At 63.5% G+C, this 19,560-nt stretch carries 16 protein-coding genes; 11 read left to right on the top strand and 5 right to left on the bottom strand.

Going from position 1 to position 19,560, the window contains the following annotated elements:
• Positions 1-216 precede the first annotated feature (216 nt).
• Entirely contained in the window at positions 217-1,152 is a 936-nt protein-coding gene (locus tag OSH12_RS07485) for an alpha/beta hydrolase (RefSeq protein ID WP_266342902.1), read from the top strand.
• 44 nt (positions 1,153-1,196) lie between these two features.
• Here the strand turns inward: OSH12_RS07485 and OSH12_RS07480 are convergent, their stop codons facing one another.
• A complete protein-coding gene (locus OSH12_RS07480) occupies positions 1,197-1,769 on the bottom strand; it encodes a DUF1003 domain-containing protein (RefSeq protein ID WP_266342901.1) in 573 nt (190 codons plus the stop codon).
• Between the two features lie 6 nt (positions 1,770-1,775).
• Entirely contained in the window at positions 1,776-2,714 is a 939-nt protein-coding gene (gene ypfJ / locus OSH12_RS07475) for a KPN_02809 family neutral zinc metallopeptidase (RefSeq protein ID WP_266342900.1), read from the bottom strand.
• Between the two features lie 231 nt (positions 2,715-2,945).
• Between ypfJ and carB the strand changes: the two genes are divergently transcribed.
• The 3 genes from carB to OSH12_RS07460 all read left to right on the top strand — a co-directional run bounded on the left by carB (position 2,946) and on the right by OSH12_RS07460 (position 7,820).
• Positions 2,946-6,254: a carbamoyl-phosphate synthase large subunit gene (gene carB, locus OSH12_RS07470; RefSeq protein ID WP_266342899.1), complete on the top strand. Its 3,309-nt coding sequence runs from the start codon at positions 2,946-2,948 to the stop codon at positions 6,252-6,254.
• A 242-nt stretch (positions 6,255-6,496) separates the two neighbouring features.
• Positions 6,497-6,970, top strand: coding sequence for a transcription elongation factor GreA (gene greA, locus OSH12_RS07465; RefSeq protein WP_266342898.1), 474 nt, complete (start codon positions 6,497-6,499; stop codon positions 6,968-6,970).
• 88 nt (positions 6,971-7,058) lie between these two features.
• Positions 7,059-7,820, top strand: a complete 762-nt coding sequence (locus OSH12_RS07460) for a glycosyltransferase family 2 protein (RefSeq protein WP_266342897.1) — start codon at positions 7,059-7,061, stop codon at positions 7,818-7,820.
• Positions 7,821-7,854: 34 nt separating this feature from the next.
• Here OSH12_RS07460 and OSH12_RS07455 read toward each other — a convergent pair whose 3' ends face one another.
• Entirely contained in the window at positions 7,855-8,319 is a 465-nt protein-coding gene (locus tag OSH12_RS07455) for an Lrp/AsnC family transcriptional regulator (protein WP_266342896.1), read from the bottom strand.
• Positions 8,320-8,536: 217 nt separating this feature from the next.
• Between OSH12_RS07455 and trxB the strand changes: the two genes are divergently transcribed.
• Positions 8,537-9,505, top strand: a complete 969-nt coding sequence (trxB, locus tag OSH12_RS07450) for a thioredoxin-disulfide reductase (RefSeq protein ID WP_266342895.1) — start codon at positions 8,537-8,539, stop codon at positions 9,503-9,505.
• Positions 9,506-9,544: 39 nt separating this feature from the next.
• Complete coding sequence (locus OSH12_RS07445) at positions 9,545-10,435, top strand: LysR family transcriptional regulator (protein ID WP_266342894.1); 891 nt, start codon at positions 9,545-9,547, stop codon at positions 10,433-10,435.
• 475 nt (positions 10,436-10,910) lie between these two features.
• Here OSH12_RS07445 and msrP read toward each other — a convergent pair whose 3' ends face one another.
• Complete coding sequence (gene msrP / locus OSH12_RS07440; RefSeq protein ID WP_266342893.1) at positions 10,911-11,867, bottom strand: protein-methionine-sulfoxide reductase catalytic subunit MsrP; 957 nt, start codon at positions 11,865-11,867, stop codon at positions 10,911-10,913.
• Between the two features lie 209 nt (positions 11,868-12,076).
• Between msrP and OSH12_RS07435 the strand changes: the two genes are divergently transcribed.
• The 3 genes from OSH12_RS07435 (at position 12,077) to OSH12_RS07425 (ending at position 15,400) form a co-directional block, all read left to right on the top strand.
• Positions 12,077-13,279 carry a pyridoxal phosphate-dependent aminotransferase gene (locus OSH12_RS07435; RefSeq protein WP_266342892.1) on the top strand — a complete coding sequence of 401 codons (1,203 nt, stop codon included), beginning with the start codon at positions 12,077-12,079 and terminating at the stop codon, positions 13,277-13,279.
• Between the two features lie 234 nt (positions 13,280-13,513).
• Positions 13,514-13,918: a VOC family protein gene (locus OSH12_RS07430; protein ID WP_266342891.1), complete on the top strand. Its 405-nt coding sequence runs from the start codon at positions 13,514-13,516 to the stop codon at positions 13,916-13,918.
• A gap of 39 nt (positions 13,919-13,957) precedes the next feature.
• Positions 13,958-15,400, top strand: coding sequence for a phospholipase D-like domain-containing protein (locus tag OSH12_RS07425; protein WP_266342890.1), 1,443 nt, complete (start codon positions 13,958-13,960; stop codon positions 15,398-15,400).
• A 39-nt stretch (positions 15,401-15,439) separates the two neighbouring features.
• Here OSH12_RS07425 and OSH12_RS07420 read toward each other — a convergent pair whose 3' ends face one another.
• Positions 15,440-16,411: a magnesium transporter CorA family protein gene (locus OSH12_RS07420; protein ID WP_266342889.1), complete on the bottom strand. Its 972-nt coding sequence runs from the start codon at positions 16,409-16,411 to the stop codon at positions 15,440-15,442.
• Between the two features lie 240 nt (positions 16,412-16,651).
• Between OSH12_RS07420 and OSH12_RS07415 the strand changes: the two genes are divergently transcribed.
• Both OSH12_RS07415 and OSH12_RS07410 read left to right on the top strand, forming a co-directional pair.
• Positions 16,652-17,170 carry a DUF992 domain-containing protein gene (locus tag OSH12_RS07415; RefSeq protein WP_266342888.1) on the top strand — a complete coding sequence of 173 codons (519 nt, stop codon included), beginning with the start codon at positions 16,652-16,654 and terminating at the stop codon, positions 17,168-17,170.
• A gap of 195 nt (positions 17,171-17,365) precedes the next feature.
• Positions 17,366-19,429, top strand: coding sequence for an elongation factor G (locus OSH12_RS07410; RefSeq protein WP_266342887.1), 2,064 nt, complete (start codon positions 17,366-17,368; stop codon positions 19,427-19,429).
• Positions 19,430-19,560: the final 131 nt, after the last annotated feature.

The raw sequence follows: 19,560 nt of genomic DNA, 5'->3' as shown, positions 1-19,560 counted from the left end.
GACGAAAGCGGCATGGTCGAGGCTCAATCAAGGCCGATTGCTTGGCCGTCTCGCCTCATTTCTCCAGGTATCAATCCCGTTTGCCGCATGAACGTTCCCTGAATGCCGAACGGGATGTCCTTGGGCACAGAACGGCAAGCCGTTGCGCCGATGGATTGGCGACGCGGCGCGAAGATGCGATCCTGCCGCCGAGATTTTTCAGGAGACGCGGGACGCATGACTGTTTCACGAACGCGCCGGCCATTCGGCATTGTCGGGCGCATTGCCATGCTCGGCGCGCTGGTTGCGCTCGCCCTGCCAACGGCCCCGGTCCTGGCCGACGGCCTGCGGCTCGCCCCCTACAAGGACGAGTTGTTCCAATACGGCACCGTCCTTGAGACCCGCGCCGACGGCGATTTTCGCATCGTCGAATATGACGAGATGCGCGACATCAACGGTCGCGACGAAATTCCCGAACGCAAGGCGCAGAGCAAGTATGTCTCGCTGAAAACCAAGCGCGTCGAGGACCACCTCGCCTACAAGGCTGACGGCCGCAGCCTCAAATATGTCGGCGCCGGCGCGACCAAGAAGCCGGCCAAGGCCATCGTCATCTACCTGCACGGCCAGAACGGCACCCGCTTCCAGGGCGCCGATGACTGGACCTTTGGCGGCAATTTCAACCGCGTGAAGAACCTCACCGTCGCCGCGGGCGGCGCCTATCTTTCGCCGGACTTTTCCGACTTCGAGGGAACCGGCACGGCCGAGATCAAGACGCTGATGCTGGACTATGCGTCTCGCTCGCCGGGCGCGCCGATCTTCATCGCCTGCGGCTCCTATGGCGGCAAGCTGTGCTGGTCGCTGGCCAGGGATCCGGAGGCTGCGTCGATGATATCGGGGCTGATCCTGCTCGGCTCGCTCAACGATCCGGGCTTCCTGAAAACGGCGGCGATGAAGCCGGGCGGCCGGAAGATCCCGATCTTCATCGGCCATGGCAGCCGCGACCCGATCATCGACTGGAAGACGCAGCAGGCCTTCTTCGATTCAGTCCGCAAGAAGTCGCCGGGCTATCCGATCAAGTTCGTCCTGTTCCAGAACGGCAATCACGGCACGCCGATCCGCATGACCGACTGGCGCGAGACGCTGAACTGGATGCTGGCAGCAGGCGGGAAGTAGGGCGAGGCGAAAGACAGCTTTGCGCTCAACGCCAACAATTGTCCCTAACCCTTCGCATCCTGGCGTCTCGCCACCTCGTCCTGCGCCAGATGCACTTCCAGGACGGTTTCGATCCGCCTGAGGATCGTTTGCAATTCGCCGGTGCGGACCTGCTCGAACTTTTCGTGCAGGGACATGATCTCGATCTCGGCCTTCAGATTGACCTCATAGTCGTGCTGCGCCGCCAGCCGATCCTTATCGGATTGCCGGTTCTGCGACATCATGATGACCGGAGCCTGCAGCGCCGCCACCATGGAGAGGACGAGGTTGAGGAAGACATAGGGATAGGCATCGAACACGCCGCCCCATCGGACCAGGACGACCGAGTTCATCACCACCCAGACGACGATGATCAGCGCGAAGGTGCCGATAAAGCCCCATGAACCGCCGACCGCCGCGACGCGGTCAGCCAGGCGAGCGCCAAAGGTCTGCTGACTTTCGTATTCCGTGACGATGTTGCGCGCCACATGCTGGCGCGCCGCCATCCGTTCCAGAAGCTTGCGATCCGCGTTGGAGAGCGTCGCCGTGCCGTCGGCAAGGAGACGCTCGCAGAGGTCGCGGATCGCCGCGTCTGACATGGCTCGTCAGATCTGCCCGGAGAACGTGTTGCACTGGTTCAGGTCGCCCGACTGGTAGCCGCGCTTGAACCAGTTGCTGCGCTGGGCCGAGGTGCCGTGCGTGAAGCTCTCCGGCACGACGACGCCCTGGGTGCGCTTCTGGATGGCGTCATCACCGATCTGGGTGGCGGCGTTCAGCGCCTCGTCGATATCGCCGGCCTCGAGCATGCCCTTCTGGTCCGTGCGGTTGGCCCAGACACCGGCATAGCAATCCGCCTGAAGCTCGACGCGAACCGACATCTCGTTCGCCTGCGCCTTGCTCATATTGGCCCGCATCTCGTTGAACTTCGGCAGGATGCCGGTCAGGTCCTGGATGTGATGACCGACTTCGTGGGCGATCACATAGGCCTGCGCCATGTCGCCCGGCGCGCCGAAGCGACGCTTCAACTCGTCATAGAAGGCGAGGTCGATATAGACCTTCTTGTCGAGCGGGCAATAAAACGGTCCGGAAGCCGAACTGGCCTGGCCGCAGGCCGAACGGGTCATGCCCGTAAACAGCACCAGCGGTGTCGGCTGATAGGTCTCGCCGGCGCTCTTGAAGATGTCGCTCCAGACATCCTCGGTACTGCCGAGCACCTTGGCGACAAACTGCTTGCCGGCGTCGTTGACACCCGCGCCGGTCTGGCTGCTGCCCGGTGACGGCGCCTGCTGGTAGCTGGTGTCTTCGCTCTGGGTGAAGCCGCCACCGCCGCCCGTGACCATGGCGAGCATCTGGATCGGATTGATGCCGAACACCAGCCAGCCAATGCCGACAATGACGGCGATCGTCACCAGCGATCCGCCCTTGAGCGGGATGCCGCGTCCGCCGCCCATGCCGGCCGGCCGGAAGCCCCCGCCAAGTCCGCCGGATCCGTCACTGCGCCGGTCTTCGACGTTCTCGCTCTCGCGCTGTCCATCGAGACGCATCGACCTTCTCCCTCTTGCCACGACCAAAGCCGCGAAGTTCCTTTTGCCGAAACTAGTCCGGCCGACCCGTCACCGCCAGTGGCTCTAACGTGCCGAGGCCATACACAGTTGCCTGCAGGGGTTCCCCCACCCTGCCTTTTCCCCTATAAGCCCGCTTTAGCCTTACACGCCCCCTGCTTGATGGCCCGCGCGGATCACCGCTTCGGGTTTTTTGCTACGCGCGAGACGAAATTGCCGAAACGTACAGATATCAAATCGATCCTGATCATTGGAGCTGGCCCGATCATTATCGGCCAGGCTTGTGAGTTCGACTACTCCGGCACCCAGGCCTGCAAAGCGCTGAAGGACGAGGGGTATCGAATCATCCTCGTGAACTCCAATCCGGCAACGATCATGACCGATCCGGATCTGGCGCACGCGACCTACATCGAGCCGATCACGCCGGAGATCGTCACCAAGATCATCGAGAAGGAGCGCCCCGACGCGCTGCTCCCGACGATGGGCGGCCAGACCGCGCTGAACTGCGCGCTGTCGCTCAAGAAGATGGGCGTGCTCGACAAGTTCAACGTCGAGATGATCGGCGCCACGGCGGAAGCGATCGACAAGGCCGAGGACCGCGAGCGGTTCCGCGATGCGATGACGAAGATCGGGCTGGAGACGCCGCGTTCGCGCCTCGCCCATTCGCTCACCGAAGCCCTGCCCGCGCTCGAAGAAATCGGCCTGCCCGTCATCATCCGTCCGTCCTTCACGCTGGGCGGCACCGGCGGCGGCATCGCCTATACGCGCGAAGAATTCATCGAGATCGTCGAGAGCGGCGTCGATGCGTCGCCAACCGACGAAGTCCTGATCGAGGAATCCGTTCTCGGCTGGAAAGAGTATGAGATGGAGGTTGTCCGCGACAAGAAGGACAACTGCATCATCATCTGCTCGATCGAGAACATCGATCCGATGGGCGTCCACACCGGCGATTCGATCACGGTTGCTCCGGCGCTGACGTTGAGCGACAAGGAATACCAGATCATGCGCGACGCCTCGCTGGCGGTGCTGCGCGAGATCGGCGTCGAGACGGGCGGCTCCAACGTCCAGTTCGCTGTCAACCCGGCCGATGGCCGGCTGATCGTCATCGAAATGAACCCGCGCGTGTCGCGCTCCTCGGCGCTCGCCTCCAAGGCGACCGGCTTCCCGATCGCCAAGGTCGCGGCCAAGCTCGCCGTCGGCTACACGCTCGACGAGTTGGACAACGACATCACCGGCGGCGCCACCCCGGCTTCGTTCGAGCCGACGATCGACTATGTCGTTACCAAGATCCCGCGCTTCGCCTTCGAGAAGTTCCCCGGCGCCTCGCCGGTGCTGACCACCGCGATGAAGTCGGTCGGCGAAGTCATGGCGATCGGCCGCACCTTCCAGGAATCGCTGCAGAAGGCGCTGCGCGGTCTGGAAACCGGCCTTTCCGGTCTCGACGAGATCGAGATCCCCGGCCTCGGCCAGGGTGATGACGCGAACGCCATCCGCGCCGCCATCGGCACGCCGACGCCCAATCGCCTGCTGCAGGCAGCCCAGGCCATGCGCCTCGGCATTTCCGTCGACCAGGTGCACGACATCTGCAAGATCGACCCGTGGTTCCTCAAGGAAATCAAGGGCATCATCGACACCGAGCAGAAGATCCGCGCGCACGGCCTGCCGAAGACGACCGGTGCGCTGCGCCGGTTGAAGGCGATGGGCTTCTCGGATCAGCGGCTGGCGAACATCACCGGCCAGGCCGAGAGCGCCGTCAAGGCGCTGCGCAACGAACTTGGCGTGCATCCGGTCTACAAGCGGATCGACACCTGCGCGGCCGAATTCGCCTCGCCGACGCCCTACATGTACTCGACCTATGAAGGTCCGTTCACCGGCGCGCCGGTCAGCGAGGCCGAGCCTTCGAACGCCAAGAAGGTCATCATCCTGGGCGGCGGTCCGAACCGCATCGGCCAGGGCATCGAGTTCGATTATTGCTGCTGCCATGCCGCCTTCGCGCTGAAGGATGCCGGCTACGAATCGATCATGATCAACTGCAACCCGGAAACCGTCTCGACCGACTACGACACGTCGGACCGACTCTACTTCGAGTCGCTGACGGCCGAGGACGTGCTGGAGATCATCCGCGTCGAGCAGTCGAACGGCACGCTGCACGGCGTCATCGTCCAGTTCGGCGGCCAGACCCCGCTGAAGCTCGCAGCCGCCCTCGAAGAGGCCGGCGTGCCGATCCTCGGCACCTCGCCAGACGCGATCGACCTGGCCGAAGACCGCGACCGCTTCTCGAAGCTGCTCAACAAGCTCGGCATCCGCCAGCCCAAGAATGGCATCGCCTATTCGGTCGAGCAGGCCCGCCTGATCGTCGCCGATCTCGGCTATCCGCTCGTCGTGCGCCCGTCCTACGTGCTTGGCGGTCGCGCCATGCAGATCATCCGCGACGACGACACGCTGTCGGACTACCTGCTCGGCACGCTGCCGGAGCTCGTGCCGGCCGAGGTCAAGGTTCGCTACCCGAACGACAAGACCGGCCAGATCAACACGCTGCTCGGCAAGAACCCGCTGCTGTTCGACCGCTATCTCTCCGACGCGATCGAAGTCGATGTCGATGCGCTGTCCGACGGCAAGACGGTGTTCGTCGCCGGCATCATGGAGCACATCGAAGAGGCCGGCATCCATTCGGGCGACAGCGCCTGCTCGCTGCCGCCGCATTCGCTCAGCCCCGAGATGATCGCGACGCTGGAGGAGCAGACCCGCAAGCTCGCGCTGGCGCTTGAGGTTGGCGGCCTGATGAACGTCCAGTACGCGATCAAGGACGGCGACATCTACGTGCTCGAAGTGAACCCGCGCGCCTCGCGCACGGTGCCCTTCGTCGCCAAGACGATCGGCCTGCCAGTGGCCAAGATCGCCGCTCGCGTCATGGCAGGCGAAAGCCTGGAGAGCTTCGATCTCAAGGCTGGCCGCCGCGATCACATCGCCGTCAAGGAAGCCGTGTTCCCGTTCGCCCGTTTCCCGGGCGTCGATACGCTGCTCGGCCCGGAAATGCGCTCGACCGGCGAGGTCATGGGCCTCGACTACAATTACGCGGTCGCCTTCGCCAAGAGCCAGCTCGGCGCCGGCAGCACGCTGCCGACCGCTGGCACCGTGTTCGTGTCGATGCGCGACTCGGACAAGGCCGGTATTCTCGAGCCGATCCGTCGCCTCGAAAGCCTCGGCTTCAAGATCATCGCGACGACCGGCACGCAGCGTTTCCTCGCTGAGAACGGCATCACCTGCGCGAAGATCAACAAGGTCGCCGAAGGCCGTCCGCACATCGTCGACGCCATCAAGAATGGCGATGTGAAGCTCGTGTTCAACACGACCGAAGGCGCCCGCGCACTCGGTGACAGCCGTTCGATGCGTCGCGCCGCCCTCCTCCACAAGGTGCCGTATTACACGACCCTTTCGGGCGCCATCGCCGCGTCGCTCGGCATCGAAGCCTATGCGACCGGAACTCTGGAAGTGCGCCCCTTGCAGGCCTATTTCGAGTAAGCCTGACCGCTCACGGGCCGGGTTCCGCCCCGTGAGCATTCCCCTTGCGCTCGCCGCAATCGTGGACGACACTTGAAGGCTCAGTTTGCCTCGGGCAACCCGACAGAGAATGCGTCGGCTTCGACGCGTTCTTTCGGTTTTTGAAATCAGGAGCAGGCGCCTTCGGGCACCGGCGTCTGAATTATTGTGCTTCGGCCCATTTGGGAACCGAGGCCAAGAAGGAAGAAAAGGCCAGAAAGACCATGGAAAAGGTTCCGATGACCATCAGCGGTCATGCGGCTCTCGAAGTGGAGCGGAAACGTCTGACCTCGGAAGAGCGCCCCCGTATCATCGCGGCGATCTCCGAAGCGCGCGCGCATGGCGACCTCTCGGAGAACGCCGAATATCACTCGGCCAAGGAAGCGCAGAGCCACAATGAGGGCCGCATCGCGGAACTCGAGGACAAGCTTTCGCGCGCCGAAATCATCGACGTCAGCAAGCTGTCGGGCACGACGATCAAGTTCGGCGCGACGGTGAAGCTGATCGACGAGGATACCGAGGAAGAACGGGTCTATCAGATCGTTGGCGACCTCGAAGCCGATGTCCGGTCCGGTCGCATCTCGATTTCGTCGCCGATCGCCCGCGCGTTGATCGGCAAGAGCGCCGGCGACACGGTGGCCGTCACAGCCCCCGGCGGCGATCGTTCCTACGAAGTGCTTGAAGTCTCATTCCGCTAGGCTGACCTGCCGAGCCGATCCTCAAGCACCGGGCTTCCAAGGCCCGGTGCTTTTTCGTATCTGACAGGGCCTGCAACCCGGAGTCGCCATGACGTCGTCCAGCACGACCCCCACTCGCCTTTCGGCAATCATCATTGCCAAAGACGAAGCCCGCGACCTGCCGGCCTGCCTCGCCTCGCTGGCGTTCTGCGACGAGATCGTCGTCGTCGACAGCGGCTCGACCGACGACACCGTCGCGATCGCCGAGGCGAAGGGATGTCGTGTCCTGATACGCACTGACTGGGCCGGTTTCGGCGCCCAGAAGCAGCGCGCACTGGATGCGGCGACCGGTGACTGGGTACTCTCGATCGACGCCGACGAGGTGATCCCCCATGCCCTCGCCGCGGAAATCCGCGCGGCCATCGAAACCAGGGCCGCCGCCGGCTACCGCGTCAATCGGCTCAACAGCTTTCTCGGCAAACCGTTGCGGCATGGCGGCTGGTATCCTGATCGCCATCTGCGCCTCGCCCGGCGCGATGCCGCGCGCTTCACCAAAGATCTCGTCCATGAAGCGTTGGTCGTCGATGGCACCGTCGGGGATCTCGCCACCGACATGCCGCACCAGAGCTATCGCGATCTCGACGAGGTCCTGGACAAGCAGCACCGCTATGCGCTTTCGGGAGCCGAGCAACGACGGCTCAACGGCAGAAACGGCGGCGTCGGCAAGGCGACGCAGCGCGCGATTTGGATGTTCATCCGGCTCTATGTCGTCAAACGCGGCTTTCTCGACGGCCGCGAGGGCTTTCTCGCCGCCGTCTCCAACACCCAGGAAGTTTTCTGGCGCTATGCGGCAACCGGCAAGAAAAGCTAAGATCGAGTGAGGGCAGCTGCCAGGCAGCTCTCCCCTACTCGATAGGAACCAGCGGCTCGTCCTTGATGCGGCGGATGGTGAGAGTGGTGCGAACGCTCGCGACGTTGGCGGCGGACGTCAGTTCCTCGATGAAGCCCTGGAACGACTTCAGCGTCGGCGCGACGCATTTCAGGATGAAATCCGCCTCGCCCGACAGCATGTAGCACTCGCGCACGATCGACCAGTCGCGCACCCGCGCGCCAAAGGCGGTCAAGTCCGCTTCGGCCTGGCTCGAAAGCCCGATCATGGCGAAGGCGGTGACGTCGTAGCCGAGCGCCCCTTCATCGACCAGGGCGCGATAGCCCTCGATGATTCCCGCTTCCTCCAGCGCGCGCATGCGGCGGAGGCAGGGAGGCGCGGAGATGCCGGCGCGACGGGCCAGCTCGACATTGGTGATGCGACCGTCGGCCTGAAGCTCCTTCAGGATCTTCCAGTCGATCGCGTCTAAACGGGCTTTCACGCGTGCCTCACGGCTAAAGAGCCTTTAATGGGAAAGAAAGCCGGGGATGCCGGTCGGCAATCGGATATTCGAGTCTGGCCCAATTGCCATGATTCGGAAACAATTGTTCGCGAGAACGCACAAGATCGCATAGCTTGTATCATGGCATGCGCTACGCACATCCATCCAGAGGCGCGGCCTTCAAAAGCGCACGTCTCGACATTATGTCTGGCCCATCATGCAGCACGCAAAGCTCATCATCGTCGGATCCGGCCCTGCCGGCTACACCGCCGCCATCTATGCGGCCCGCGCCATGTTGGAGCCGATGCTGATTGCCGGCATCCAGCCCGGCGGCCAGCTCACCATCACAACCGATGTCGAGAATTATCCGGGCTTCGCCGACGTCATCCAGGGTCCCTGGCTGATGGAGCAGATGCGCGCCCAGGCTGAGCATGTCGGCACCAAGATGGTCAGCGACCACATCGTCGAGGTCGATCTTTCGCAGCGCCCTTTCATCCTGAAGGGCGATTCCGGCGAGATCTACTCGGCCGACGCGCTGGTTATCGCCACCGGTGCGCAGGCCAAATGGCTCGGCATCGACAGCGAACAGACATTCAAGGGCTTTGGCGTTTCCGCCTGCGCGACCTGTGACGGCTTCTTTTACCGAAACAAGGAAGTCTTCGTGGTCGGCGGCGGCAATACCGCCGTCGAGGAAGCGCTTTACCTCGCCCATATCGCCAAGAAGGTGACGCTCGTCCATCGCCGCGACCATTTCCGCGCCGAGCGCATCCTGCAGAACCGCCTGTTCGGCCTCGACAATGTCGAAGTGATCTGGGACACGGTCATCGACGAAGTCATCGGCAAGACGGGCTTCCCGCCTTCGGTGACGGGCGTAAAGCTGCGCAATGTCGTGACGGGTAAGACGAGCGAGCGCGAGACGCATGGCGTGTTCGTCGCCATCGGCCACGCGCCGGCTGTCGAAATCGTTAAGGGTCAGCTCGATCTGAAGCCGTCCGGCTATATCTGGACGGCGCCGGACTCGACGGCGACCAGCATTCCCGGCGTCTATGCCGCCGGCGACGTGACGGACGAAACGTTCCGCCAAGCTGTAACGGCGGCGGGACAGGGCTGCATGGCAGCGCTCGAAGCCGAGCGCTGGCTGGCGATCAATCCGGTTGTGATGGAATCCGCAGCCGCCGCCGAATAACAACAATATCGGGCTGGTGCTGCAGGGGGCTGTCCAACCATGGACTGGGACAAACTGAGAATATTTCACGCGGCCGCACAGGCTGGCTCGTTCACCCATGCCGGCGAGGCGTTGGGCATGAGCCAGTCGGCCGTCAGCCGCCAGGTTGGCGCGCTGGAGCTGGATCTCGGCGTCCCCCTCTTCCATCGCCATGCCCGCGGGCTGATCCTGTCGGAACAGGGCGAACTGCTCTACCGCACGTCGCAGGACGTGCTGCAGAAGCTCGAAGGCGTGAAAATCCGCCTGACCGATTCCCGCGAAAAGCCGACCGGCACGCTGCGCATCACCACGACCGTGGCGCTCGGCTCGACCTGGCTGACCCAGCGCATCAACGAATTCGTCGACCTGCACCCGGATCTGAACCTGCACCTGATCCTCGACGATCAGGAGCTGGACCTGACCATGCGCCAGGCTGACGTCGCCATTCGCCTGCGCCAGCCCGTCCAGCCCGACCTGATCCAGCGCCGGCTGTTCACGGCGCACTATCACGTCTACGCCTCGGCCGCCTATGTCGAGCGCTTCGGCAAACCCGAGACGCTGGACGACCTGGAAGGCCACCGCATCGTCACCTTTGGCGTACCGGTCCCGCCGAATATCCGCGACGTAAACTGGCTGGAAATCGCCGGCCGCTCGGCCGACAACCCGCGTGAGCCGGTCGTTCGAATCAACAACATCTATGCAATCAAGGCTGCCGTAGAGCGCGGCACGGGCATCGCCATCCTGCCGGACTACATGATCGAGGAAGGCTCCTCGCTCGTGAAGCTGATGCCGGAAGCGCAGGTACCGAGCTTCCCGACCTATTTCTGCTATCCGTCCGAGCTCAAGAATTCGGCACGCGTCACGGCTTTCCGCGATTTCATGCTGGCGAAAGCTCAGAACTGGCAGTTTTGAGCCAATCCGGCTCAAATTCAGGCACAGTTTCATGACAATGTCGGGACAGATTTGCCCGACATTTTTATTGCTTTTTCCTCCATTCCCAATTTGGCGCAAATGGCGGAATTTCTTTGCGTGACGTCGGGTCTATAACGCCGTTCTGGCTATATATTCCGCACCGGACGAACCAATCGTTGCGCCCCTTCAAAACTGCATAGCTGTGATGCAGTGGTGCCGGTTGATTGGGCAGCCTGAGGCATCCATATACGTGTCTCAGTTGATGCGTTGGGCCCGTTGCTCCCTCCTCCCTGCGATGGGTTCGACCTCAGCTGTTCCCCTCTGGAAGGTGTTTGCTGCGCATTTCCCTGCCGCAGCAACAAAGACTTAGCCGGGCCTCGCAAGAGTGCCCGGCCTTTTCTTTTCTGGAGCCTCTTTTGGCGGCCAGCATCCGTCGGTGCGGGACGACGCATGCCTGCTCATAAATCAGGCATGCTCACATATAGAGCGGCTCGCTCTCCATGCCCTTGTACAGCCCCGCCACATATTCCCCGTAGCCGTTGAACAATTGGGTCGGGACGCGCTCGCTGGTGCCGATGACGGTTTCCGACGCCTGGCTCCAGCGCGGATGCGGCACTTCGGGATTCACATTGGCCCAGAAGCCATATTCCGACGATTGCAGCTGCTGCCAGAAGTTCACCGGCTGCTCCTCGACGAAGCTCACCTTGACGATCGACTTGATCGATTTGAACCCGTATTTCCACGGCGTATGCAGGCGGATCGGCGACCCCATCTGCTTCAGCAGCGGCTTGCCATAGGCCCCCGTCACCATGAAGGCGAGCTCGTTGTTCGCCTCGGCCATGGAGAGCCCCTCGACATAGGGCCAGGGATAGAAGGGCTGGTTCTGGCCCGGTGCCATGGCCGGATCCATGAAGGTCTCCATGCGGATGTATTTCGCGCTCGCCAGCGGCTTGGCGAAGGCGACGAGGTCGGCAAGCGGAAAGCCGGTCCATGGCACGGTCATCGACCAAGCCTCGACGCAGCGATGGCGATAGAGCCGTTCCTCCAGCTTCATCGCCTTCAGCAGGTCATCGATATCGACCGTCTTCTCTTTTTCAACCAGCCCGCCGAACTGGATCGTCCAGGGACGGATCTTCAAAGCCTGCGCCGCATCGGCCAGATCCTTGTCGGTGCTGTATTCGTAGAAATTGTTGTAGTGGGCGTTGATCTTCTCCGGCGTCACGTCGCGCGCGATCGTGTAGCGCGGGTTTCGCTTGGCCGGATATAGCCCGGCGCTCGGATCCGCATCATTGGCGCGGGCAAAACCCGGCAGGGCTGTCGCGGCAAGCCCAAGGCCGGCGGCGGCGAGGATTTCCCGGCGATTGAGAAAGATCGCCTCCGGAGTGGCGCGATGTTCGGGAATCTCCCAGCCACGCTTTCGACGAATGAGCATCTTGGTCTCCATTCCGATCTTCTGCCCCGCTGAAGATACGTAAGCCCCGCGCAAAAAGGTTCAAAACAATTTTGCGTGGCGCGAACCGGCGGTTTGCGGTGGGTCGACGGGCCGAAGGCGCTATTGCAGCGCTTGCCATCCCCGGCCTCCCGGACTAGGTTCCGCGCCGCAGAATTCCCTCTGTTTTTCCACCTTCGGAGCCCGGAAACATGGCCTTCCTCGCTGACAGTCTCGCCCGCATCAAGCCGTCCGCGACCATTGCGGTCACGAACAAGGCGCGCGAGTTGAAAGCGGCTGGCCGCGACGTGATCGGCCTCGGCGCCGGCGAGCCCGACTTCGATACGCCCGAAAACATCAAGCAGGCCGCCATCCAGGCGATCCGCGACGGCAAGACCAAGTACACCGCCGTCGATGGCATCCCGGAGCTCAAGGCTGCCATCGCCGCCAAGTTCCTGCGCGAGAACAACCTGAGCTACGCCCCGAACCAGATCACGGTCGGCACGGGCGGCAAGCAGGTGCTCTACAACGCGTTGATGGCGACGCTGAACCCCGGCGACGAGGTCATCATCCCGGCGCCGTACTGGGTGTCCTATCCGGAGATGGTAGCGCTCGGCGGCGGCACGCCTGTCGAGATCGTCGGCCCGCAGGACCAGGGCTTCAAGATCAACGCCGCTGCCCTCGAAGCCGCGATCACGCCGAAGACCAAGTGGCTGCTGCTGAACTCGCCGTCGAACCCGACCGGCGCCGGCTACACCTTTGCCGAGCTCCGGGCGCTCGCCGACGTGCTGCTCAAGTATCCGCATGTCTGGATCATGACCGACGACATGTACGAGCACCTCGTCTTCGACGACTTCAAGTTCGTCACCATCGCCGAGGTCGAGCCGAAGCTCTATGACCGCACGCTGACGGTGAACGGCGTCTCCAAGGCCTATGCCATGACCGGCTGGCGCATCGGCTATGCCGGCGGCCCGGCCGAGCTGATCAAGGCCATGGGCACGATCCAGTCGCAGTCGACCTCGAACCCCTCCTCCGTCTCGCAATGGGCGGCGGTCGAGGCGCTGAACGGCACGCAGGACTACATCCCGAAGAACGCCGAGCTGTTCAAGAAGCGCCGCGACCTCGTCGTCTCGATGCTGAACCAGGCAAACGGCATCGTCTGCCCGAATCCGGAAGGCGCGTTCTACGTGTTCCCGTCCTGCGCCGGCACGCTCGGCAAGACGACGGCCGGCGGCAGGCTGTTGGAGACGGACGTCGACTTCGTCACGGCTCTGCTGGAAGAGGAAGGCGTGGCCGTGGTCCAGGGCTCGGCCTTCGGCCTGGCGCCCTATTTCCGCATCTCCTACGCCACCTCGACCGAGGCGCTGGAAGAAGCCTGCACGCGCATCCAGCGCTTCTGCGGCAACCTCCGCTAAGGCGTTCGAACCCAGTACAAGCCGGCCCGTGGCAACACCACGAGACCGCGACTGACAAAGACGGACGGCCCCTGGCCGTCCGTTTCCGTTTTGGGGGAAGCCTCATCCCGCGCGATATCCAGAGGCGCGACGACGGCTTCCAACATGCCGCAAGACAGGACCGCGGCTTGGCCCTATCCTCCGACGAAAGCCGTCCACAAGGCTTGATCATCCGATCCCGGGGGAACTATCGGAATGCTCGATCTGCGCATCCACCATGTCTCGATCGTCGTCACTGACCTCGAGCGTTCCGTGGCCTTCTATCAGAGGGCATTCGGGCTCGAGCGGCTGGCGCGCCCGCCGTTCAAGACACAGGGCGCCTGGCTCGCCTGCCACGGCCTGCAGATCCATCTGATCCTCTATCCGCAAGGCACTTTTCGCGCGAACGAAGCCATCGATAACAACGACGTCCACTTCTCGTTTCACACGCGCGACTTCTACGGGATCCTCGATCACCTGCTGGCGCAGGGCTTTCATGAAGGCCCGGACGAGAACGACCCGATGCGCCTTTATGTTCTGCGCGACGGAGCCGCCGGCTTCCCTCAACTCTACCTGCGCGATCCCGACCGCAATGTCGTGGAGGTGAATGGTGCGCCCTGATTGCGACTCCTTGTCGGCTGAACCACGCGGCGATCGGCAATGACGGCCAATCACGTCGCGCTGTTCTTCTCGTTCCTGCACGTCATCCTCGCGACGGCGGTGACGATCCATGCCCTGCTGACGCGGCTCAATCCGCAATCGACGATCGGCTGGATCGGCCTCGCCTGGCTGTCGCCCTATATCGGCCCCCTGCTCTACGTCCTGCTCGGCGTCAATCGCGTCCGCCGCAAGGCGATCAAATTGTCCAACCCGGGCGACAACGTCGACCCGCCGAAGTCGCGATACGCGCTGGCGCCCAGCGATGTCGGCCAGGGCGATGACGAGCATCTGGAACCGCTGGCGCAATTCGGCCTGCGGATTACCGGGCGCTCCCTGCTGTCGCGCAACGCCGTCACGCCGCTGGTGGACGGCGATGTCGCCTATCCGGAAATGATCCGCGCCATCGACGCAGCCAAGGCCAGCGTCGCCCTGGCCGGCTATATCTTCCATGACGACCTCGGCGGCGGCCCGATCATCGACGCGCTGATCGCCGCGCATCAGCGCGGTGTCGCCGTGCGGGTCCTGCTGGACGGCATCGGCAGCGGTTATCTGAAGAACCCCGCCTATGACCGCCTCATGGCGGCGGGTGTACCCAGCGCCCGCTTCCTGCATGAAGTGGCGCCCTGGAAGATGTCCTTCATCAATCTGCGCAACCACAAGAAGGTTATGATCGTCGACGGCCGCCACGGCTTTACCGGTGGCATGAACATCAGCGCCGGCAATCTCTATCGTGTAGCGAGCATCCCGGCCGGCCATGCGGTCCAGGATATTCACTTCCGCGTCGAGGGGCCGGTCGTCGCCCACCTGCAGGAAACCTTCGCCGAGGACTGGGCCTTTACCGTCGACGAATTGCTGGGGGGCCCCGCGTGGTTCCCCGAGATCCGGGCCGCCGGCACGATCCCCGCGCGCGGCATCGCCAGCGGACCGGACGAGGACAACGAGAAGCTGATGTGGACGATGGCCGCGGCGATCGCCCGCGCCGAGCGGCGCATCCGCATCGTCACGCCCTATTTCCTGCCGGATGACCGCATCAATTCGCAGCTGATCCTGGCAGCGCTGCGCGGCGTCGCGGTGGAGATCCTGATCCCCGAGCAATCCGACCAGTTCTACATGGATTGGGCAATGAACGCCTCGTTGGCGCCCCTGATCCGGTCCGGCGTCGTGATCCGTCGCGCCGAGCCGCCTTTCGACCACTCGAAGCTGATGACGGTCGACAGCGCCTGGGTGATGTTCGGCAGCGCCAATTGGGACGCCCGGAGCCTGCGGCTCAATTTCGAATTCAACGTCGAGGCCTACGACCTCGAATTCGCCGCCCTGATCGACACGATCATCGACGCCAAGCTGGCGTTGGGCCGGACGATAGCGATCCAGGAATTGCGCGCCCGGCCGCTGGTCGTGCGCTTGCGCGACGCGGCGACCCGGTTGCTGACGCCCTATCTCTAGATATCACCGCCTCTCCGAAGAAGCGCACAGCCCGCCGGGTCAGAGCCAGCCTCGCCGCTTGAAGTAGAAAAACGGCACGAGGGCCGACACCGCCATGATGGCCAGCGCCAGCGGATAGCCATAGCCCCAGCCAAGCTCGGGCATGTCCTTGAAATTCATGCCGTAGACGGTGCCGATCAGCGTCGGCGGCATCAGGATGGTGGAAGCCACCGTCAGCACGCTCACCACCTGGTTCTGCTGGTTGGCGACGAGGCCGAGCGTCGCGTCGAGCAGGAAGGTGATCTTGTTCAGGACGAAATTGACGTGGTCCTCGAGCGAGCGGACATCGCGGAGCGCGAGTTTTAGACGGGCGCCGTTGCCATTCTTTAGAGCCTGGTCGGGCAGCATGGCAGAGGCGTACTGGGCGAGCCGCTCCAGCGAGGCAAGACTTTCGCGCGCCTTGGAGGCAAGGTCGCCCTGCATGCCGATCGCCCCGATCAGGACGGAAAGGCGCTTGGACCGGATCCGCTCATTGGCCTTGCGGGTAAAGATCTCGCTGTTGATACGGTCAACGGCCTGGGAAATGTACTCCAGCACGTCTGCCGTCCGGCCGATGAAGGATTCCAGCAGGCCGTTGAAGATGCCGGCCGGCGTCTCGCAGCCGCTTCCCGGCTTCGGCGCGACGGCGAGAAACTGGCGAAAAGCCTTCATATCCTCGTAGCGCAGCGTGACAATCTTCGATTTACCGACCCCGAAGGTGAAAGGCGTCAGCTTCGGATGGCCGACATCCAGGCCGGCCATGACGCTCGCCGTCATGAAGACAACGTCCTTCTCGACGTAAAAGCGGCTGGAAAACTCGATCTCCTGCGTCTCTTCCCGCGTGGGCACGAGCGCGCCGAGATAGGCTTCGGCAGCATGCTCCTCGTCCTGTGTCGGATCGAACAGATCGAGCCAGGCGGTCGCACCGGACGAAGCCGCCTCGGCCGGAATCGGCGCCAGGCCGGCTTCGGACATCGCGTAGGCAGTCAGCATAAAAATGCTCCAGTTGCGTTAACCGAACATCAAGGCTTGTGAGCCTCTTCACTTGCGCCGCCATCAAACGTTTGTCATGACGGAGCTAAGTCCTATGTCGATAGGATCGAACTCGCGCAAGATCCGTTGTCGTGTTCGTAGTCCGATCGTCTCCCAAGGTTCCATCGCCCCCATCGACGGACCCTCTAACGCCGGCAAACGCGACAATGCCGGTCCGTAACACGAAAGGCGTAATTCGTTATGACCAAGTTTGTTTCCCTTAAGCTGTTTGCAACCGCCGCCGCTCTGACGCTCGCGGGCCTCGGCGTGGCGAAGGCTGCCGATATTGTCGCCGCCCCGGTCTACGAAGATGGCCGCAACGGCATCCGCATCGGCATGCTGACCTGCGACATCAATTCCGGCCTCGGCTACATCATCGCTTCGGCCAAGGAAGTTGCCTGCACCTTCAAGCCCAATCGTGGCGCTCCCGAGGATTACACCGGCAACATCAAGAAGCTCGGGGTTGATCTCGGCTGGACCCAGCAGGGCCGCCTGATCTGGGCGGTGTTCGCACCGACCGCCGGCTATCATCGTGGTTCGCTCGGCGGCCTGTATCTCGGCGCCACAGCCGAGGCGACGGTCGGCGCCGGCGTCGGCACCAATATCCTCTTCGGCGGCACGCGCGGCTCGATCGCCCTGCAGCCGATCAGCGTGACCGGCCAGATCGGCCTCAACGTCGCCGCTGGCGGCGCGGCACTCGTGCTCGATCCGGTCAACTAAGACCCGATCTTCGGACTTCATCCGTCCGGATGGAAAGGCCCGCGCCTCGGCGCGGGCCTTTTTCCGTTCCGGGCCTCGAATGCCTTGCCACACCCGGATTTCCCTGAGACGATCCGTTGCGGGCCGGATTTGGCTCCGGTCCACGCGTCCAAGACATGAGAATGCCACTAGAACATTTCATGAACGGAGGAAGCGATGACGGATCGGAACGGAGGTGGAGTCGGCAGAAGCGCCGGCCCCAAGGCGATCGCGCTGATCGGGCCTTTCGGCAGCGGCAAGACCACGCTGATGGAGGCCATGCTGGCGCGCACAGGCGCCATCCATCGCCAGGGTATCGTGGGTGACGGCAGTGCTGTCGGCGACGCCGGCGCGGAAGCCCGCGCCCACGCCATGAGCGTCGAGCTCAACGTCGCCGAGACCAGTTTCATGGGCGAGCGGCTTACCCTGCTCGACTGTCCCGGTTCCGTCGAATTCGCGCATGAGGCAGAGGCTGTCCTGGCCGCCGTCGACTGCGCCATCGTCGTCGCCGAGGCGGACGAGAAGAAGGTCGGCGCGCTGCAACTGGTGTTGAAGCGGCTGGAAGCGCTGGGCATCCCGCGCATTCTCTTCCTGAACAAGATCGACAAGAGCGAAATGGGCGTCCGCGAAACGCTGACCCTGTTGCAGCCGGCGAGCAGCGTGCCGCTATTGCTGCGCCATATTCCGATCCGCCAGCATGATGTCGTCACCGGCTTCGTCGACCTCGCCCTCGAAAGGGCGTTCGTCTACCGCGAATATGCGCCGAGCGAGCTGATCGACATGACGGACGAGGTTCGCGTCAGCGAGGCGCGCGAACGCTACGCCATGCTGGAAAAGCTGGCGGATTACGATGATTCCCTGATGGAGGAGCTGCTGGACGATGTCGAGCCGTCGCTGGAGCATGTCTTGACCGATCTGGTCGCCGACATGCGCGCCGGGCTGGTCTGTCCCGTCCTGATCGGCTCGGCGCTGCACGGCCATGGCGTCGGCAGGCTGCTGAAGGCGATCCGGCACGAAGCGCCCGACGTCACCACGACAGTCGAGCGCCTGGGTCTTGAGGACGGAACCGAGGCGGTGGTCCAGGTTCTGAAGACGATCCACACCGGCCACGCCGGCAAGCTCTCGATCGCCCGCGTCCTGCGCGGCACCGTCCAGGACGGTGTCGAGCTGACCGGACCGGAGGGCTCGGTCGGCCGCGTATCAGGCCTGCTTCGCGTCATAGGCCAGCAGACTGCGAAGCGCGATCCGGCCGCGGTTGGCGAAGTGGTTGGGCTCGGAAAGCTCGATGGCGCCGCCACCGGCATGACGCTCGCGACCGGCAAGCACCCCCCTGTCCAGTTGGCGCCGCTCACGGCGCCCGAGCCGGTGATCGCGCTGGCCGTCAATCCGGCTGAGCGCAAGGACGAGACGAAGCTCTCTACCGCCTTGCTGCGACTCTCCGAAGAGAACCCTGCCCTCATCGTTTCGCAGGACGAAGAGGCCGGCGAGATTCGCCTTGCCGGACAGGGCGAGATGCATCTGCGCGTCGCCATGGAGCGGCTCGCCGCGCGCTACGGCCTCAAGGTCGAGACCCGTCCACCATCTATCCCCTATCGCGAGACAATCCGGGGCCAGGCAACCGTGCGTGGGCGGCACAAGAAGCAGTCTGGCGGCCATGGCCAGTTCGGCGATTGCGTGCTGGAAATCCGGCCGCAGCGGCGCGGCAATGGCTTCCTGTTCGAAGACGCGATCACCGGTGGCGTCGTGCCGCGCAACTACATCCCGGCCATCGAGGCGGGCGTGAAGGACATGCTGAAGCGGGGACCGCTGGGCTTCCCGGTCGTCGACGTCGCGGTCAAGCTGACGGACGGATCGTATCACAGCGTCGATTCCTCCGATCAGGCGTTCCGCACGGCGGCGCAGCTCGGCATGCGCGAGGCGCTGGAGGCATGTAGTCCGGTTCTGCTCGAGCCCGTGCTGCGCGTATCGGTGACGGTACCCTCCGATGCGAGTTCCCGCGTCAACATGATGGTCACCCAGCGCCGTGGCCAGTTGCTCGGCTTTGACGCCAAGCCCGGCTGGCCCGGCTGGGACATCGTCGAGGCGGAGATTCCGGAATCGGAGATGCGGGGGCTGATCGTCGAGCTGCGCTCGGCAACCGCCGGCGTCGGCACCTATTCCAGTCGCTTCGATCATCTGGCCGAGCTGACCGGTCGCCTGGCCGATCAGGTTTCGGACAAGAAGGGCACGCGCGCCGCCTGACACAGACGAAAGCATAGCCGGAGGCATAGCGCCCTCCGGTTGTGCTTCCGGTTTTCCGAGTCCCCCAAATCTCTCCCACAGAACGCTTTCTTCGCAATTCCTCAACGAATTTATGCGATTGGCAGCCTAGC

Source organism: Kaistia terrae (assembly GCF_026344005.1).
Taxonomy (GTDB): Bacteria; Pseudomonadota; Alphaproteobacteria; order Rhizobiales; family Kaistiaceae; genus Kaistia; species Kaistia terrae.
This window is presented reverse-complemented; position numbering and strand designations above follow the sequence as displayed.